This is a genomic window from Kytococcus sp. Marseille-QA3725 (genome assembly GCF_054950055.1).
In genome coordinates this window covers 699351-714253 of sequence record NZ_JBUCLA010000002.1, presented here as the reverse complement: position 1 = coordinate 714253, position 14903 = coordinate 699351, and the positions used below count along the sequence as shown (strand labels likewise).

General features: G+C 72.6%; 15 protein-coding genes. 2 read left to right on the top strand and 13 right to left on the bottom strand.

Annotated features, from left to right (window positions below; genetic code table 11):
- Positions 1-4: 4 nt before the first annotated feature.
- Together ACY8FT_RS11520 and ACY8FT_RS11515 are read right to left on the bottom strand one after the other, a co-directional pair.
- Positions 5-370: a nuclear transport factor 2 family protein gene (locus ACY8FT_RS11520; protein ID WP_462419028.1), complete on the bottom strand. Its 366-nt coding sequence runs from the start codon at positions 368-370 to the stop codon at positions 5-7.
- A 59-nt stretch (positions 371-429) separates the two neighbouring features.
- On the bottom strand, positions 430-948 hold the full coding sequence (locus tag ACY8FT_RS11515) for a methyltransferase domain-containing protein (protein WP_462419027.1): 519 nt from the start codon (positions 946-948) through the stop codon (positions 430-432).
- A gap of 63 nt (positions 949-1011) precedes the next feature.
- Between ACY8FT_RS11515 and ACY8FT_RS11510 the strand changes: the two genes are divergently transcribed.
- The gene (locus ACY8FT_RS11510; RefSeq protein WP_462419026.1) at positions 1012-1539 is read left to right on the top strand and encodes a MarR family winged helix-turn-helix transcriptional regulator; all 528 of its coding nucleotides are present in this window, start codon (positions 1012-1014) and stop codon (positions 1537-1539) included.
- Between the two features lie 56 nt (positions 1540-1595).
- Here ACY8FT_RS11510 and ppk2 read toward each other — a convergent pair whose 3' ends face one another.
- From ppk2 to ACY8FT_RS11470, 8 genes are all read right to left on the bottom strand, one after another.
- The gene (gene ppk2 / locus ACY8FT_RS11505) at positions 1596-2711 is read right to left on the bottom strand and encodes a polyphosphate kinase 2 (protein WP_462419025.1); all 1116 of its coding nucleotides are present in this window, start codon (positions 2709-2711) and stop codon (positions 1596-1598) included.
- Between the two features lie 92 nt (positions 2712-2803).
- Positions 2804-4165 carry an FAD-dependent oxidoreductase gene (locus tag ACY8FT_RS11500; protein WP_462419024.1) on the bottom strand — a complete coding sequence of 454 codons (1362 nt, stop codon included), beginning with the start codon at positions 4163-4165 and terminating at the stop codon, positions 2804-2806.
- Between the two features lie 124 nt (positions 4166-4289).
- Positions 4290-6188: an ABC-F family ATP-binding cassette domain-containing protein gene (locus ACY8FT_RS11495; protein WP_462419023.1), complete on the bottom strand. Its 1899-nt coding sequence runs from the start codon at positions 6186-6188 to the stop codon at positions 4290-4292.
- A 25-nt stretch (positions 6189-6213) separates the two neighbouring features.
- A complete protein-coding gene (locus ACY8FT_RS11490; RefSeq protein WP_462419022.1) occupies positions 6214-7164 on the bottom strand; it encodes a 4-(cytidine 5'-diphospho)-2-C-methyl-D-erythritol kinase in 951 nt (316 codons plus the stop codon).
- A 58-nt stretch (positions 7165-7222) separates the two neighbouring features.
- Positions 7223-8137, bottom strand: a complete 915-nt coding sequence (rsmA, locus tag ACY8FT_RS11485; RefSeq protein WP_462419099.1) for a 16S rRNA (adenine(1518)-N(6)/adenine(1519)-N(6))-dimethyltransferase RsmA — start codon at positions 8135-8137, stop codon at positions 7223-7225.
- Positions 8134-8997, bottom strand: coding sequence for a TatD family hydrolase (locus tag ACY8FT_RS11480; RefSeq protein ID WP_462419021.1), 864 nt, complete (start codon positions 8995-8997; stop codon positions 8134-8136). The genes rsmA and ACY8FT_RS11480 overlap by 4 nt, the downstream gene beginning before the upstream one ends.
- A 3-nt stretch (positions 8998-9000) precedes the next feature.
- Positions 9001-10824: a methionine--tRNA ligase gene (gene metG, locus ACY8FT_RS11475; RefSeq protein ID WP_462419020.1), complete on the bottom strand. Its 1824-nt coding sequence runs from the start codon at positions 10822-10824 to the stop codon at positions 9001-9003.
- A gap of 11 nt (positions 10825-10835) precedes the next feature.
- On the bottom strand, positions 10836-11447 hold the full coding sequence (locus ACY8FT_RS11470) for a DUF4126 domain-containing protein (protein ID WP_462419019.1): 612 nt from the start codon (positions 11445-11447) through the stop codon (positions 10836-10838).
- A 153-nt stretch (positions 11448-11600) separates the two neighbouring features.
- On the opposite strand from ACY8FT_RS11470, the gene rsmI reads away from it, so the two are divergent.
- The gene (gene rsmI, locus ACY8FT_RS11465) at positions 11601-12434 is read left to right on the top strand and encodes a 16S rRNA (cytidine(1402)-2'-O)-methyltransferase (protein ID WP_462419018.1); all 834 of its coding nucleotides are present in this window, start codon (positions 11601-11603) and stop codon (positions 12432-12434) included.
- Positions 12435-12498: 64 nt separating this feature from the next.
- Here rsmI and arfC read toward each other — a convergent pair whose 3' ends face one another.
- Genes arfC through ACY8FT_RS11450 form a run of 3 tightly spaced genes read right to left on the bottom strand, consistent with a single transcriptional unit; the run spans position 12499 to position 14751 of the window.
- Complete coding sequence (gene arfC / locus ACY8FT_RS11460) at positions 12499-13338, bottom strand: channel accessory protein ArfC, sunset domain variant (protein WP_462419098.1); 840 nt, start codon at positions 13336-13338, stop codon at positions 12499-12501.
- Between the two features lie 5 nt (positions 13339-13343).
- Entirely contained in the window at positions 13344-13502 is a 159-nt protein-coding gene (arfB, locus tag ACY8FT_RS11455) for a channel accessory protein ArfB (RefSeq protein WP_462419017.1), read from the bottom strand.
- A 13-nt stretch (positions 13503-13515) separates the two neighbouring features.
- Positions 13516-14751: an OmpA family protein gene (locus ACY8FT_RS11450; RefSeq protein WP_462419016.1), complete on the bottom strand. Its 1236-nt coding sequence runs from the start codon at positions 14749-14751 to the stop codon at positions 13516-13518.
- Between the last annotated feature and the right edge of the window lie 152 nt (positions 14752-14903).

Below are 14903 nucleotides of genomic sequence, written 5' to 3'. Positions count from 1 at the left end.
GGGCTCAGACCGCGGCGGCGTGGAAGAAGGTGGTGCGGCGGCTGAACCGCGCCTCGTCGTCCAGCACGTAGAAGTCGGCGAAGCGGACGGCCGCGGCGCTGCCGTCCTTGAGCGTGCCCTCGAATCGGCCGTGGACGGCGACCTGGTCACCGTCCACGAGCAGGGTGTCCAGCGTGTGCTCCCCCGACTCGATGACGCGGTCACCCGTGTAGAAGGCACGCAGCGCCTCGTGGCCCACGAAGGGCTCGTACCCGGGACGCTCGTAGGTCGCGTCGGGGGTGAACAACCCGACGAGCCTCTCGACGTCGTCGGCGTCGACGGCCTCGTAGTAGGAGCGGACGGCTGCCTCGGCGGCGGAACGGTCGATCATGTGACCATCCTCGCACCCACCGGTCGGTCGATGGCCACGCCACGGCCCCACCGACTCCGTCACCCGTGGCGACGGGCCACGCCGAAGACCCGCCGGAAGGGCAGGACGACGCCACCGCCCGGAAGGCGCGGGGAGGCCTCCCGGAGCATCCGCGAGTAGTCGTCGAGGAAGGCCTCCTCCGCCGCGTGGTCGGACCGTGCGGCCGCCTCACGCAGCAGACGGTGGCTGGGGGCGTCGAAGTTGCCGGGCACCTGCATCGCGAGCCAGCCGTCGGGCGCGAGCGCCGCGAGCCACCGGCCCAGCAGTGCGTCGTGCCCGGGCACCCAGTGCAGCGTGGAGGTGGTGACGAGGACGTCGGGAGCGCCACCGGCGAGACCGACCAGGTCGATCCCGGTGATGTCCGCCTCCACGAGGTCCACCCGGTCGGCGAGCCCCTGCGCCTCCACCTTGCTCCGGGCGCTGGCCAGCATCTCGGCACTGGAGTCCATCCCCACGACCCGCGCCAGGAGGTCACCGAACGGGCGGGTGCGGTGGTCGGAGAAGGCCTCGTACTGCGCGGGGTCCCACGAGAAGCTCATGGCCCGAGGGCAGCGCGAGGTCTCTCGACGTCAAGATGCTTGACCGGGCGTACGCTGAGAGGCATGAACCCGTCCCCCACACCCCCCGGACCCCGGGACGAGGTGGACCTGGTGCTGGCGGCCTGGGAGCGCGAGCGCCCGGACCTCGACCTCGCCCCGCTCGCGGTGCTCTCCCGCGTCTCGCGCCTGGCGCGGCTGCTCGACATCGCCCGACGGGACGCCTTCGGCGCGGGCTCGCTGGACCCCTGGGAGTTCGACGTCCTGTCGGCGCTGCGCCGCGCCGGCGCCCCGTACGAGCTCTCGCCCGGCGCCCTGGTGGCCCAGACCCTGGTGACCAGCGGGACCATGACCAACCGCATCGACCGGCTGGTGGACCGGGGGCACGTCGAGCGGCTGCGCTCGGAGACCGACCGGCGGGCCGTCATCGTGCGCCTGACCCCGTCCGGCCGGGAGGCCGTGGACGCGGCGATGAGCCAGCTGCTCGAGCACGAGCGGGAGCTGCTCGGCGACCTCGACCAGCAGGACCAGGACGAGATCGCCGCGGTGCTGCGGCGGGTGCTGAGCCGGCTCGAGGGGTCCGACGACGCCTGAGGGGCGCGCCCGCGGCGGGCACGCCCCTCAGGGGATGGTCTGCGCGGAGCCGGGGCTCAGCGGATCCTCGGGAAGGAGCCGGCCGGCTCGCTCTCGCCGTCGTCCACCGCGTCCTTGGCGGACAGGACGATGTTCGGGTCGGGGGTGCCGACGATCTTCTCGTCCTTCATCGGGTAGTCGATGCAGGAGAGCACCTTGCGCATGGCCTCCAGACGGGCGCGCTTCTTGTCGTTGCTGCGGATCACGGTCCAGGGGGCGTCACCGGTGTCGGTGTAGAAGAACATCGCCTCCTTCGCCTCGGTGTAGGCGTCCCACTTGTCCAGCGAGGCGACGTCGGTGGGGCTCAGCTTCCAGTGGCGCACCGGGTCGGTGTGGCGCTTGGTGAAGCGGGCGGCCTGCTCGGCACGGCCCACGGAGAACCAGAACTTGAACAGGCGGACGCCGGAGTTGACGAGCATGCGCTCGAACTCGGGGGCGCTGCGCATGAACTCCTGGTACTGCGTGGGGGTGCAGTAGCCCATGACCCGCTCGACGCCGGCGCGGTTGTACCAGGAGCGGTCGAAGAACACGATCTCGCCACCGCTGGGCAGGTGCGGCACGTAGCGCTGGAAGTACCACTGGCTCGCCTCGCGCTCGGTGGGCTTGTCCAGCGCCACCACGCGGGCGCCACGCGGGTTGAGGTGCTCGGTGAAGCGCTTGATCGAGCCACCCTTGCCGGCGGCGTCGCGCCCCTCGAAGAGGATGGCGATCTTGTCGCCATGGCGCTTGATGTGGTGCTGCATCTTGAGCAGCTCGACCTGCAGGTCGTGCTTGATCGCCTCGTACTCGGCGCGCTTCATCTTCTTGTCGTACGGGTACCCGTGACGCCAGGAGTCGGCGTCCACCGGGGTGCCGCGCTGCTCCAGCCGCGCCTTCAGGTCGTCCAGCCGGGCCGCGATCTCCGGGTCCGGGTTGGCCGGGTCGACGAGGATCGGCACGTGGTCGGGGTCGACCTCCTCGGCGTCCGCCTCCAGGTCCTCGGTGCGGGCGTCGAGCTCGTCAGCGGCCGCGGTGGCGTCGGCCGCCTTGCTCCTGGCCGCCGCGCCGGTCGTCTTCGACGAGGCCCGCTGGCCGGTCGTGCTCTTCTTCTCGGCGGCGACGGACTGGGTGGACGGACGCTTGGACGTGGCCATGTGGGCTCCCCGGGGTCTGCGGCTGTGACCCCTCCATCCTATGGCGTGGCGGGGCCACCCCGGGCAGTGCCGAGACACCCGGGCGGCGGGCGTCAGGCCGAGGCCGCAGCCTCCTGTGCTGCCTGGCGTCCGGCGGCGATCATGTCCTCGCGGCTCACGACCTTGATGCGCTCTCGCCCGGCGGCCTCGCCGAGGGCCATCTCGTGCGCGTCCAGGCGCTCCCACTCGTCGAAGAGGGTCATGTCCACCCCGGCCTCGCGCAGCTCGGCCAGCAGCTCGTCGGGCGAGCCCTCGGCCGCCGGCAGCGAGTCCAGGTCCGCCATCAGCGACTCGATGGTCTCCTTCGCGTCGGACTTGGTGTGCCCGATGAGCCCGACCGGCCCGCGCTTGATCCACCCGGTGACGTACGCGGCCTCCTTGGGCGCCCCGTCCTCGATGACGCGGCCGGCCTCGTGCGGGATGGTCCCGGAGCCGTGGTCGAAGGGCAGCCCCTCCAGCGGGCTGCTCCGGTAGCCGACCGCCCGGTAGACGGCCTGCACGTCCCAGTCCTTGAACTCCCCGGTGCCGGAGACCGAGCCGTCGCCGTTGTACTGCATGACCTCGGTGCGCAGACCGGTGACCGACTCGTCGCCGAGCACCTCCACCGGCGCCTGCATGAGGTGCAGGTGGATGCGGTGCGGCGCCCCGGTCGGCTCCTTCTCCAGGTACTTCAGCAGCGTGTCCACGACGAGCTTGGTGGACTTGGCCTTCTGGATGGCCGCCTGCCCGGCGTCGTCGATCTCGAAGCCCTCCTCGGTCATGACGACGTCCACGCTCGGGCTGTGCGAGAGCTCGCGGAACTCCATCGGGGAGAACTTCAGGTGCGCCGGGCCGCGGCGGGCGAACACGTGGATGTCCTTGGCCCGGTTGGCCTTCAGGCCCTGGTAGACGTTCTCGGGGATCTCGGTGCCCAGCTGCTCGTCGGCCGGCTTGGCCAGCATGCGGGCGATGTCCAGCGCCACGTTGCCCGCACCGATGACGGCGACCGACTCGGCGTCCAGCGGCCACTCGCGCGCGACGTCGGGGTGGCCGTCGTACCAGCTGACGAAGGCCGCTGCGCCGTGCGACCCCTCCTTGTCGATGCCGGGGATGTCCAGCGGACGGTCCCCCATCGCGCCGGTGGCGAAGATGACGGCGTCGTAGTGGCGACGGAGCTGCTCGAAGGTGACGTCGGTGCCGAAGTCGACGTTGCCCACGAAGCGCAGCCGGTCGCCGGAGAGCACCCGCTTCAGGGCCTTGACGATCTCCTTGATGCGGGGGTGGTCGGGAGCCACGCCGTAGCGGACCAGGCCGTAGGGGGCCGGGAGGCGGTCGAACACGTCGACGGTGGCCTGCTCGTGCTCCTTGGTCAGGATGTCCGCGGCGTAGATGCCGGCCGGGCCGGCGCCGATGACGGCAACCTTCACAGGGCGCATGATGACCTCTCACTCGGGTGCTCCGGGCTCCGCGGCGGTGCACCACGGACCCGAACAGGGCAAGGGAAACCTTACCAAGCGGGAACCCGGCCGGGCCGGCCCCACGGGGCGTCATCCGGGGGGCTCAACCCAGTTGGTCGGCCGCCTCCAGCCACTCGGCCTCGGCGGCGTCGTGCTGCTCGCGCAGCTCCCGCTCCCGCGCCGAGAGCTCGGCCAGCCGGTCGGGGTCCGTGGCCGCCTCCGCCATCGCCCCGTGGACCTCCTCCAGCCCCGCGGTGGCCTTCTCCATCTGCTTCTCCGCGCGCGCCATCGCCTTGGTCAGGGCGCGCTCCTGCGCCGGGCTGAGGCCCGAGGGCGTCTCGGAGCCACCGGCCGCACCACCGGACACCGTGCCCCCACCCGCCGGCGAGAGCCCGGAGGCCTGCGCCACGGCCTCCACCGCGTCGCGCCCTCCGCGACCGGTCCCCCGGCCCGCGTCGCGGCGCTGCCGCCGGAGCTCGAGGTACTGCTCCACCCCGCCGGGCAGGTCGCGGATGCGACCGTCCCCCAGCAGCGCCACCTGCCGGTTGGCCATGCGCTCCAGCAGGTAGCGGTCGTGGCTCACCACCAGCAGCGTGCCCGCCCAGCCGTCGAGGACGTCCTCCATGGAGGTGAGCGTCTCGATGTCGAGGTCGTTCGTCGGCTCGTCGAGCATCAGCACGTTCGGCTCGTCCAGCAGCAGCCGCACGAACTGCAGCCGGCGCCGCTCACCACCGGAGAGGTCGCTCACCCGGCTCTGCTGCCGCTGCCCGGAGAAGCCCAGCCGCTTGGCCAGCGAGCTCGCCGAGACCTCCTTGCCGTCCAGCACGGTGTAGGAGCGCACCATCGTGATCGCGTCGATGACGGTCATGCCTGCCACGGCGTCAAGCTCCCGCAGGTCCTGCGACAGGATCGCCGGCTGCACCGTGCGCCCGACCTTCAGCTTGCCGCCGGCCAGCGGCACCTGCTCCAGCAGCACCCGCAGCAGCGTCGACTTGCCGGCCCCGTTCACCCCGACGATGCCGTAGCGGTCACCGGGACCGAGGCGCCAGGTCTGCCCCTCGAGCAGCGTGGTCTCCTCGTCCCCCTCGCCCACGCGGACGGTCGCGTTCACCAGGTCGTAGACGTCCTTGCCCAGACGGGTCGTCGCGAACCGGGCCAGCGCCACCTCGTCGCGCGGCTCGGGCTCGTTCGCGATGAGGGCGTCCGCGGCCTCGATGCGGAACTTCGGCTTGCTGGTGCGCGCCGGCGCCCCGCGGCGCAGCCAGGCGAGCTCCTTGCGCAGGACGTTCTGCCGCTTCTCCTCGGTGGCCTGCTCGATGCGGGCGCGCTCGGCGCGGGCCTGCACGAAGGCCGCGTACCCGCCCTCGTACTGGTGCACCGCGCCGTCGACGACCTCCCAGGTCTGCTCGACCACCGCGTCGAGGAACCAGCGGTCGTGGGTGACGACCACCAGCGCCTGCCCGGCCCGGCGCCGGCCGCGGAGGTGCTCGGCCAACCAGGCCACGCCCTCGACGTCGAGGTGGTTGGTCGGCTCGTCGAGCAGCAGGACGTCCGGGTCCTCCACCAGCAGCGCGGCCAGGGTCATGCGGCGCCGCTCGCCACCGGACATCCCGGCGACCAGCTGGTCCAGTCCGCCGAGGCCCTCGGCATCGAGGCCGCCGAGCATACCGGTCAGAACCCCGCGGATCCGCGCGTCGGCCGCCCACTCGTGCTCCTCCAGACCGGGCAGCACCACGTCGCGCACCGTCGCGTCGGGCGCGATGTCGTCGCGCTGGCGCAGCATGCCGACGGTCGCCCCGCGGGAGCGCACCACGCGCCCGGAGTCGGGCTCGGCCAGTCCCGCCATCACCCGCAGCAGCGTCGACTTGCCCCCACCGTTGCGCCCCACCACACCGATGCGATCGCCGTCGTTGAGGCCCAGTGTGACGTCGTCGAGCAGGGTGCGGGTGCCGTACACCAGGTGCAGGCCCTCGGCGTTCAGCAGGTTCACGGGTGGATTCACGGGCGCCACCCTACGTGCGGTCGGCTCAGCCGGAGACGACCCGCGCCCCCGGCACCGGGCCGCTGGCGACGGCCACCTCCGGGGCCTCGCGGAGGGCGGCCAGCCCGATGCTCAGGTCGATGGCGGACTCGTGGTCCGCCGTGAGGAAGGCGATGCTCGGGCCGGACCCGGAGACGATCCCGCTGAGCGCTCCCAGCTCGCGCCCGGCGTCCAGCACGGCCCGCAGGTCCGGGCGCAGACTGAGCGTCGCCTCCTGGAGGTCGTTCTCCAGGTGCCGGGCCACCACGGCCGGGTCACCCGCGGCGAGCGCCTGCAGCAGCTCGGTGGGCGGCTCGGCCTCGGGCAGCAGGTCGGTGCGGTGGTCGGGGGCATTCAGGCGGTCGAACTCCCGGTACACCGCCGGCGTGGAGAGCCCCTCGAAGCCGTGGGCGACCACCCAGTGCAGCTCACCGCGGGAGAGCGCCGGGCTCACCTCGTCGCCGCGCCCGGTGCCCAGCGCGGTACCGCCCTCCAGCGCGAAGGGCACGTCGGAGCCGAGCTCGGCCGCGAAGGTGCGCAGGTCCCCCGGCATGAGCTCGTCACCCCAGAGGTGGTTGACCGCCAGCAGGGTGGCGGCGGCGTCCGCGGACCCCCCGGCCATGCCACCGGCCACCGGGATCGCCTTGTCGATGTGGACGGCCACCGGGCCCCTCGGCATCACGCCGCAGAGCTGGTCGTAGGTGTGCATCATCCGCTCGGCGGCCCTCCAGGCGAGGTTGGAGCGGTCGGTCGGGACCAGCTCGGCCTGCGGGCCGCTCACGGTGAGCGAGAGCCGGTCGGCCGGGCGCACGGTCACCTCGTCGTACAGCCCGATGGCGTGGAAGACCGTCGCCAGCGCGTGGTAGCCGTCCCCGTCGGTCGGCCCCACCCGGAGCGCCAGGTTCACCTTCGCCGGGACGCGGACGGTGACGGAGGAGGTGGCCGCACGGGTCGTCATGGCCTCACCTTATGGGGACCCGTGGACCACTGCCGTGTGCCCGCCCGGAGGCCCCTCCTCAGTCGGCGAGCCGCCCCCGCGCCGCCGCCAGCCGGGTGAACCCCTCCACGTCGAGCACCTCACCGCGGGTCCGGGGATCGATGCCGGCGGCGACCAGCGCCTCCTCGGCCCGCTGCGCCGAGCCCGCCCACCCGGACAGCGCCGCGCGCAGCGTCTTGCGGCGCTGGGCGAACGCGGCATCGATGCAGGCGAACACGTCCTGTCGGCTGGCACCGGCCTCGTGCTCGTCGCGCGGTCGCACGTCGATGCGGACCAGGCCCGAGTCGACGTTGGGCGCCGGCCAGAACACGTTGCGGCCGATGCGGCCGGCCAGCCGGGTGGGCCCGTACCAGGCGCACTTGGGGCTGGGCGCCCCGTACACCTTGGAGCCGGGCTGGGCCGACATGCGCTCGGCCACCTCCAGCTGCACCATCACCAGGACCGTGCGCAGCGTCGGGAAGCGCTCCAGGAAGGTGAGCACCACGGGCACCGCGATGTTGTAGGGCAGGTTGGCCACGAGGGCCGTGGGCGCGGGGCCGGGCAGCTCGGTGACCTTCAGCGCGTCGGCGTGCACCACGCGCAGGCCCGCCGCCCGCTCCGGGGCCAGCGCCCCGACGGTGTCCGGCAGTGCCTCGGCGAGCCGCGGGTCGACCTCCACGCAGGTGAGCGAGGCCACCGTCGGCAGCAGCGCCAGGGTCAACGAGCCGAGACCGGGTCCGACCTCGACGACGTGGTCCTGCGCCCCCACACCCGAGGCACGCACGATGCGCCGGACGGTCCCCTTGTCGATGACGAAGTTCTGCCCCCACTGCTTGGTCGGGCTCACCCCGAGCCGGTCGGCCAGCTCACGGATCTGCGCCGGACCGAGCAGGCCGGCGTCGGGGGCCTCGACGGGCTCGGGCGTGGTGGCCCCGGAGCCGCCGTCGGGGCTCACCACGGGCCGTACACCCGCTCGGAGTTCTCCGAGATCGCCTGGCACAGCTCGGGCACCGAGACGTTCAGCGTGGTCGCCATCGTCCGCACGGTGAGCGGCACCAGATAGGGCGCGTTCGGCGCACCGCGGTGCGGGTGCGGGGTCAGGTACGGCGCGTCGGTCTCCACCAGCACGCGGTCCAGCGGCACCACCGAGAGCGCGTCGCGCAGCTCGCGGGCGTTCTTGAAGGTGACCGTGCCCGCGAAGCTCAGGTAGTAGCCGCGCTCCACGCACTCGCGGGCCATCTCGATGCCGCCGCTGAAGCAGTGCAGCACCGTCTTCTCCGGCGCCCCCTCCTCGGCGAGGATCCGCAGCACGTCGCCGTGGGCGTCGCGGTCGTGGATCTGCAGGGCCTTGCCGAGCTCCTTGGCCTTGGCGACGTGCCAGCGGAAGCCGTCCTGCTGCACGCCGCGCCCGGCCTCCTCGGTGCGGAAGTAGTCCAGACCGGTCTCCCCGACCACCCGGATGCGCTCCCCGCGGGCCAGCTCGTCGATGACCTCCAGCGCCGCCTCGAGCTCCCCGCGGGCGGCGAGCCGGGGCACCTCGTTCGGGTGCAGGGCGACGCCGCCGAGCACCTCGGGGTGGCGCGTGACCACCTCGGCGGTGGTGCGGGCGGACTCGACCTCGCAGCCGATCTGCACCAGCCGGTCGACCCCGACCGCGGCCGCGGTCTCGATGACGCCGCGCACCCCGGCGCCGTCCCCCATCTCCACCCCGTCGCGCTCGATGTCGACGTGGGTGTGGTTGTCCACCACCGGGAGCGGGAGCGGGTCCGGCAGCGGCGGCGGCTGGGTGCTGCGGGGACTGGAGTGCGGGGCCACGGCTCAGCGCTCCCCGGCGGGTCCCTCGGCGGGGGCCACCGTCGTCAGCTCGCGCTCGCGCTGCACGGCCTCGTCGTCGAGCTTGCGGAAGATCGGCGTCGGCTTGGCCACCGGCGCCCCGACCGTCACGTCGCGCGGCTCCCAGCGCGCCCCCGTCGTGTAGTCACCGGTGATCACGGGGTAGGAGCGCGAGGGGTCGTCCAGGTCGGTGACCTCCTCGACCCGCGGCAGGGGCGCGACGACCGCCTGCCCGCCGAGGACCTGCTCCACCTGGTTGGCCGAGTGCGGCAGGAAGGGCGCGAGCATCGTGTTCAGGTCGGTCACGGCCTGGGCGCAGGTCCACAGCACCGTGGCCAGGCGCTCGGCGTTCTCCTCGCCCTTGAGCTTGAACGGCTCGGTCGTGGAGATGTACGCGTTCGCCTCACTTACCAGGCGCATCGCCTCGGCGAGGGCCTGCCGGTTGCGGAAGCGCTCGAGCAGGCCGCCGACGGTGGCGAAGCCACCGCACACGGCCTCCAGCAGGTCACGGTCCACCTGCTGCAGCTCACCCGGCGTCGGCACCTCCCCGAAGTTCTTCGCGATCATCGAGGCGGTGCGGTTCACCAGGTTGCCCCAGCCGGCGACGAGCTCGCCGTTGATGCGGCGGGCGAACTCCTCCCAGGAGAAGTCGGCGTCACTCGTCTCCGGCGCCACGGCCGAGAGGTAGTAGCGGATCGCATCCGGCTGCTGGCGCTCCAGCACGTCCCGGACGTAGATGACGTGCCCGCGGGAGGTCGAGAACTGCCGCCCCTCCAGGGTCATGAACTCCGAGGAGACGACCGTGGTCGGCAGCACGAGCTCCCCGTAGGGCCCGGGGTGACCGCCCTTGCCGCCCTGCCCGTTGTGGGCCAGCAGCTCGGCCGGCCAGATCTGGGAGTGGAAGACGATGTTGTCCTTGCCCATGAAGTACGCCGAGAGCGTCTCCGGGTCGTTCCACCAGGCCCGCCAGGCCTCCGGGTCACCGCTGCGGCGGGCCCACTCGATGGACGCCGAGAGGTAGCCGATGACGGCGTCGAACCAGACGTAGAGCCGCTTGGGGGCGTCCTCCCAGCCCTCGAGCGGCACCTTGATGCCCCAGTCGATGTCGCGGGTCATGGCCCGCGGGCGGATCTCCTTGAGGATGTTGCGGGAGAAGGCGATGACGTTCGGGCGCCAGGCACCGGACGCCTCCCGCCCCTCGAGCCACTCGCCGAGCGCCTCGGCCAGGGCCGGCAGGTCGAGCAGGAAGTGGTTGGTCTCCACGAACTCCGGCGTCTCGCCGTTGACCCGCGAGCGCGGGTCGACCAGGTCGGCCGGGTCGAGCTGGTTGCCGCAGTTGTCGCACTGGTCGCCGCGGGCCGAGTCGTCGCCGCAGATGGGGCAGGTGCCCTCGATGTAGCGGTCCGGCAGGGTGCGGCCGGTGGACGGGCTGATCGCGCCCAGCTGGGTCTGCTCGACGAAGTAGCCGTTGTCGTGCACCGCGGTGAACATCTGCCGCACGACCTCGTGGTGGTTCACCGTCGTGGTGCGCGTGAAGAGGTCGTAGGACAGCCCCAGCGCCGTGAGGTCCTCGCAGATGGCGCGGTTGTTCTCGTCGACGAACTCCTGCGGCGTCTTCCCCGTGGCCTCGGCCTGCACGAGGATCGGCGTCCCGTGCTCGTCGGTGCCCGACACCATCAGCACGTCGTGGCCGGCCATGCGCATGTAGCGCGAGTAGACGTCCGAGGGGACCCCGAAGCCGGCGACGTGACCGAGGTGGCGGGGGCCGTTGGCGTAGGGCCAGGCGACGGCCGAGAGAACCTTGCTCATACCGCCTGAGTCTACGAGGCGAGGGGCACGTACTCCGGTTCCGGGCGCCGGTGGTCGCGCCGACGCTGCAGGTGCCGCCACACCGACCAGACGATCCAGGCGAGGACCGCCAGCAGGACGAGCACGAAGAGCGGCGCGAAGATCGCCACCAGGCTCAGCGAGATGGACGCCGCGTCCTCGGCCAGCGACACCACCGGGGCCCCCACCCCGGCCGTGCTCGCGTTGACCGCCGGTCGGGCGGCGGCCTTGCCCGAGTGCACCAGCCCGGCCACGAGGATGCCGGCGATGACGCCCACCCAGGGGTGCTCGGCCATCCACTGCGAGTTGTCGATGCTGTCGGCGGCCGAGGTGGCCGCGAAGATCAGCCCGCCGGTCATGGGGCGCAGGAAGGTGCCCACCGCGTCGTTGACGTGGTCCACCACCGCGACCTTGTCGACCGTCACCTCCACGAGGAGCAGCACGCTGGCCCCGAGGATGGCCCACCAGGACTCGATCCAGACGAAGTCCGGGGGCAGGGTGATGAAGTTGGTGAAGCGCGCGACGCAGGCCACCAGCAGGAAGGGGACGTAGGCGTTGAGTCCGGCCGCGGCCGACAGGCCGATGCCGGTGAGGGCAGCAAGCACGGAGTCTCCTGAAGGGTCGCTGGCGCGGCCCACCCTCTGTGGTCCCTGGACGCCGAAACCCATGGAAACGCACGCACCTCGCCGTCTCCGGCCACTTTGCCGAAATGTGCCCTCTTCGTTGTCGTGTTGTGATCTCGCGGGATGATGGCCCGCATGACCCACGGAGCACTCGTCCTGGCCGCGACCCCCATCGGCGACCCGGCGGACGCCGCCCCCCGGCTGTCCCGGGAACTCGCGGGGGCCGATCTGGTGGCCGCCGAGGACACCCGGCGGACCCTGCGGCTGGCCGCGGCGCTGGGCGTCACCATCGAGGCCCCGCTGGTGAGCTACCACGAGCACAACGAGGCCTCCCGCACCGCGGAGCTGACCGGCCGCATCGAGGACGGGGCCCGCGTCGTGCTGGTGACCGACGCGGGCATGCCCTCGGTGAGCGACCCCGGATACCGGCTGGTGCAGGCGTGCGTGGAGCGCGACCTGACGGTGACCTGCGTGCCCGGACCGAGCGCGGCCCTCATGGCACTGGCCGTCTCCGGCCTGCCCGTGGACCGCTTCTGCTTCGAGGGCTTCCCGCCCCGCAAGACCGGGCAGCGCTCCACGGTGCTCGCCGAGCTGGCCGACGAGCGACGCACGATGATCTTCTTCGAGGCCCCCCACCGGCTGGCGGACACCCTGCGGGCCATGGCGGAGACCTTCGGGAAGGACCGCCCGGCCGCGGTCTGCCGCGAGCTCACGAAGACCTACGAGGAGGTGCGGCGCGGCGGCCTCGCGGAGCTGGCCGCCTGGGCGGTCGAGGGGGCCCGCGGGGAGATCACGATCGTCGTGCAGGGAGCGGAGGCGCGGGCCGCGGACCCGGCCGCCGCCCGCGCCCGCGTGCAGGAGCTGGTCGCCGGGGGACAGCGGCTCAAGGACGCCTGCAAGCAGGTGGCCGGTGAGACCGGCATCGCCACGCGCGAGCTGTACGAGGCTGCCCTGGGCCACCGGGACTGACCCGGCACGCGCAGGGCCCCGTCCACCGGTCGGTGGACGGGGCCCTGCGCGCGTGCTGCGACCGTCAGCGCTGCTTGCGGTCCCAGTGGCGGAAGCCCGCAGCGACGGCGGACTCCTCGTCGACGAACCAGACCTCCGCGGTCGTGTTGTCGTAGCCGGGGCTGTCCTCGGTGTGGAACAGGCCGCTGTCCACGTTGCCCTTCACGGCCCAGCCCTCGGGGCCGGAACCGTCCGCCGCCGGCCGCGCGGAACCGGGGCCGTAGGGCTCCTCGGCGTCATCGGCCTCGGCCACGTCGGAGTCGGCCACGTCGTCCTCGGTCTGGCCCACCATCGGGATCGCCTGGGTGTGGTCGGCCTCGCGGGTCACCGGCTGGACGTCGTCGTCCGGGTCCTCGTCACCCAGCGCGTGCGCACCCTCGCCGGCGTCCGTCACGTCGTGGTCGTCGTCACCGAGCTGGGAGCCGGCGGCGATGCCGGCCACCCCGCCACCGGCGACGGCCGCCGCGGTGGTGCCGTCGACGGTGTCGGTCTCGGCGTCACGCTCGGCGTCGAAGACCTCGTCGTCCCGGTCCGTGCGCTCGGTGTCGACGACCTCGTCGTCCCGGTCGTCCACCGGCGTCCCGGCGACGTCCTCGTCGGTCCCCTCCGGCTCGTCACCGAGGGCGTGGGCGCCCTCGGCCTCGTCCGCGGTCGTGTCCTCCGGGCGGACCATGTCCACCTCGGCGGCGTCCTCGCGCTCGGAGTAGTAACCGTGGCGGTCGTCCTCCTCGACCTCGAAGCGGTCGCCGTCACGTCCACCCAGGTGGCCGTCGTACTCGCTGGCCGGGATGACGCGCGTGACGCTGCGCACGGACCACAGCCAGGTGACCAGGGCCCCCAGCAGGAAGGCCAGGATCATCAGCATCCAGTTCACGCGTCGTCTCCGATCTCACGGGCGCCGGGCAGGTCGGCGAAGGCGGCCTCTTCGGAGTCCGCGGGCACCGTCATGCCGACAATCACGTACGTCGCAAGCGCTCCGATGACGAACGCCACGAGGTACCACAGCCATTCCATCAGGAACTCAGCCATCGGTCCTGTCCTCTCACTTCACCTGGATCGTGACGTGCCGGTCACCGGCGCGCCCGTTCCCGGACTCGTTCTTCTGCTCGATGCGGCTGTTGTCGATGCCCGCCACCACGAGCGCCTGGGCCACCTTCTCGGCGCGGAACTCGGCCAGCGCCTGGTTGTCCTTGCCGGCGTCCGGGTACCCGGTCACCACGACGTCGACGTCGCAGTCCGCCAGCTTGGAGCCGATGCGGCCCGCGTTCGCGGCCGAGTCGCCGTAGAGCGCGTCGCTGCCGGAGGGGAAGCTGATCGGGCTGGAGGAGTTGACCTTCTCCATCGACGCCTTGGCGTTGTCACAGGTCAGGTCGTCGATCGAGGAGACGGCGCCCTCGGCCGGGTCCTCGATCGGGGAGGAGGGGCTGGGCTCCGGGCTCTTGCTGGGCTCCGCCGGGGCGGACGACTCGCTGGGCTCCGGGGTCTTGCTCGGCTCGGCGCTCTCGCTGGGCGACGTGCTGGGCTCGGCACTCTTGCTCGGCTCCGGGCTCTCGCTGGGCTCGGTGCTCTTGCTCGACTCGGGGGCGGAGGACTCGCTGGGCGACTCGCTCGGCTCGGCCGGGGCGGAGGGGCCGGAGCCCTTCTTGCCGCCCACGGTCATCTCGTCACTGATCTGCGCGTCCGGGTAGACGGTCGCCAGGCCGGAGTTCACCTTCTTGCGGGCGGCCTCGTCGGCGACGTCGCCGGACAGGGTCAGCTTGGAGGTGTCGCCGGAGATCTCCAGTCCGTCACCGCCGGCCTTGAGGGCGTTGGTGAGCGCACCCAGGGCAGCGCCCTCGATGATCGGGGCCTTCTCGTCGACCGTCACGTCCGAGCTCACGGCCTTGCCCTCGTTGGCGTCCTCGACGGCCTTGACCAGGGCGTCGCGGTCGGCCTCGCTGGGGGCCGAGGCGGCGAAGCGCACCTCGTCCTTCCCACCGGTGTACGAGAGCTTCGTCGCGGCCTGCTCGTCCCCGGACTCCGCGCCCGAGGACGACTCGGTGGAGGCCGCGGAGGAGCTCTTGCCCTCCGACTCGTCGTCACCACCGGAGAGCAGCGAGCCCAGCAGGGCGAGGAGCAGGGGGATCGCCAGCAGGGCCAGCCACCACCATCCGCCCAGGCCGCGGCGGTAGCGACGGGTCACCTCGTACCACTCCTCGCCGTCGGCGGAGTCGTAGTGATCGGTGCCGTCCACGTCGCGGGCGTCGAGGTGGTCGTCCTCACCCCACTTGTCGGTCATGAGCGCTCCTTCGTCCGCCGGTGCTGGAGTGGCTGCCTCGTCCCCCTGGCGGCTCGGGAGACGAAAGTCCTGGGCAGAGGATATCCGCTGGACCCCCTCGGAACGGGGCGCCACGAGCGGCAGGTCGCGCCGTTCACCCGCCGCACGGAGGC

What these genes read in the sequence shown, in the direction of transcription:
- arfC (WP_462419098.1), bottom strand. Translation starts at nt 13,338, where the DNA reads ATGCTGATGATCCTGGCCTTCCTGCTGGGGGCCCTGGTCACCTGGCTG.
- ACY8FT_RS11515 (WP_462419027.1), bottom strand. Translation starts at nt 948, where the DNA reads ATGAGCTTCTCGTGGGACCCCGCGCAGTACGAGGCCTTCTCCGACCAC.
- ACY8FT_RS11510 (WP_462419026.1), top strand. Translation starts at nt 1,012, where the DNA reads ATGAACCCGTCCCCCACACCCCCCGGACCCCGGGACGAGGTGGACCTG.
- rsmI (WP_462419018.1), top strand. Translation starts at nt 11,601, where the DNA reads ATGACCCACGGAGCACTCGTCCTGGCCGCGACCCCCATCGGCGACCCG.
- metG (WP_462419020.1), bottom strand. Translation starts at nt 10,824, where the DNA reads ATGAGCAAGGTTCTCTCGGCCGTCGCCTGGCCCTACGCCAACGGCCCC.
- ACY8FT_RS11450 (WP_462419016.1), bottom strand. Translation starts at nt 14,751, where the DNA reads ATGACCGACAAGTGGGGTGAGGACGACCACCTCGACGCCCGCGACGTG.
- ACY8FT_RS11500 (WP_462419024.1), bottom strand. Translation starts at nt 4,165, where the DNA reads ATGCGCCCTGTGAAGGTTGCCGTCATCGGCGCCGGCCCGGCCGGCATC.
- ACY8FT_RS11520 (WP_462419028.1), bottom strand. Translation starts at nt 370, where the DNA reads ATGATCGACCGTTCCGCCGCCGAGGCAGCCGTCCGCTCCTACTACGAG.
- ppk2 (WP_462419025.1), bottom strand. Translation starts at nt 2,711, where the DNA reads ATGGCCACGTCCAAGCGTCCGTCCACCCAGTCCGTCGCCGCCGAGAAG.
- ACY8FT_RS11490 (WP_462419022.1), bottom strand. Translation starts at nt 7,164, where the DNA reads ATGACGACCCGTGCGGCCACCTCCTCCGTCACCGTCCGCGTCCCGGCG.
- arfB (WP_462419017.1), bottom strand. Translation starts at nt 13,502, where the DNA reads ATGGCTGAGTTCCTGATGGAATGGCTGTGGTACCTCGTGGCGTTCGTC.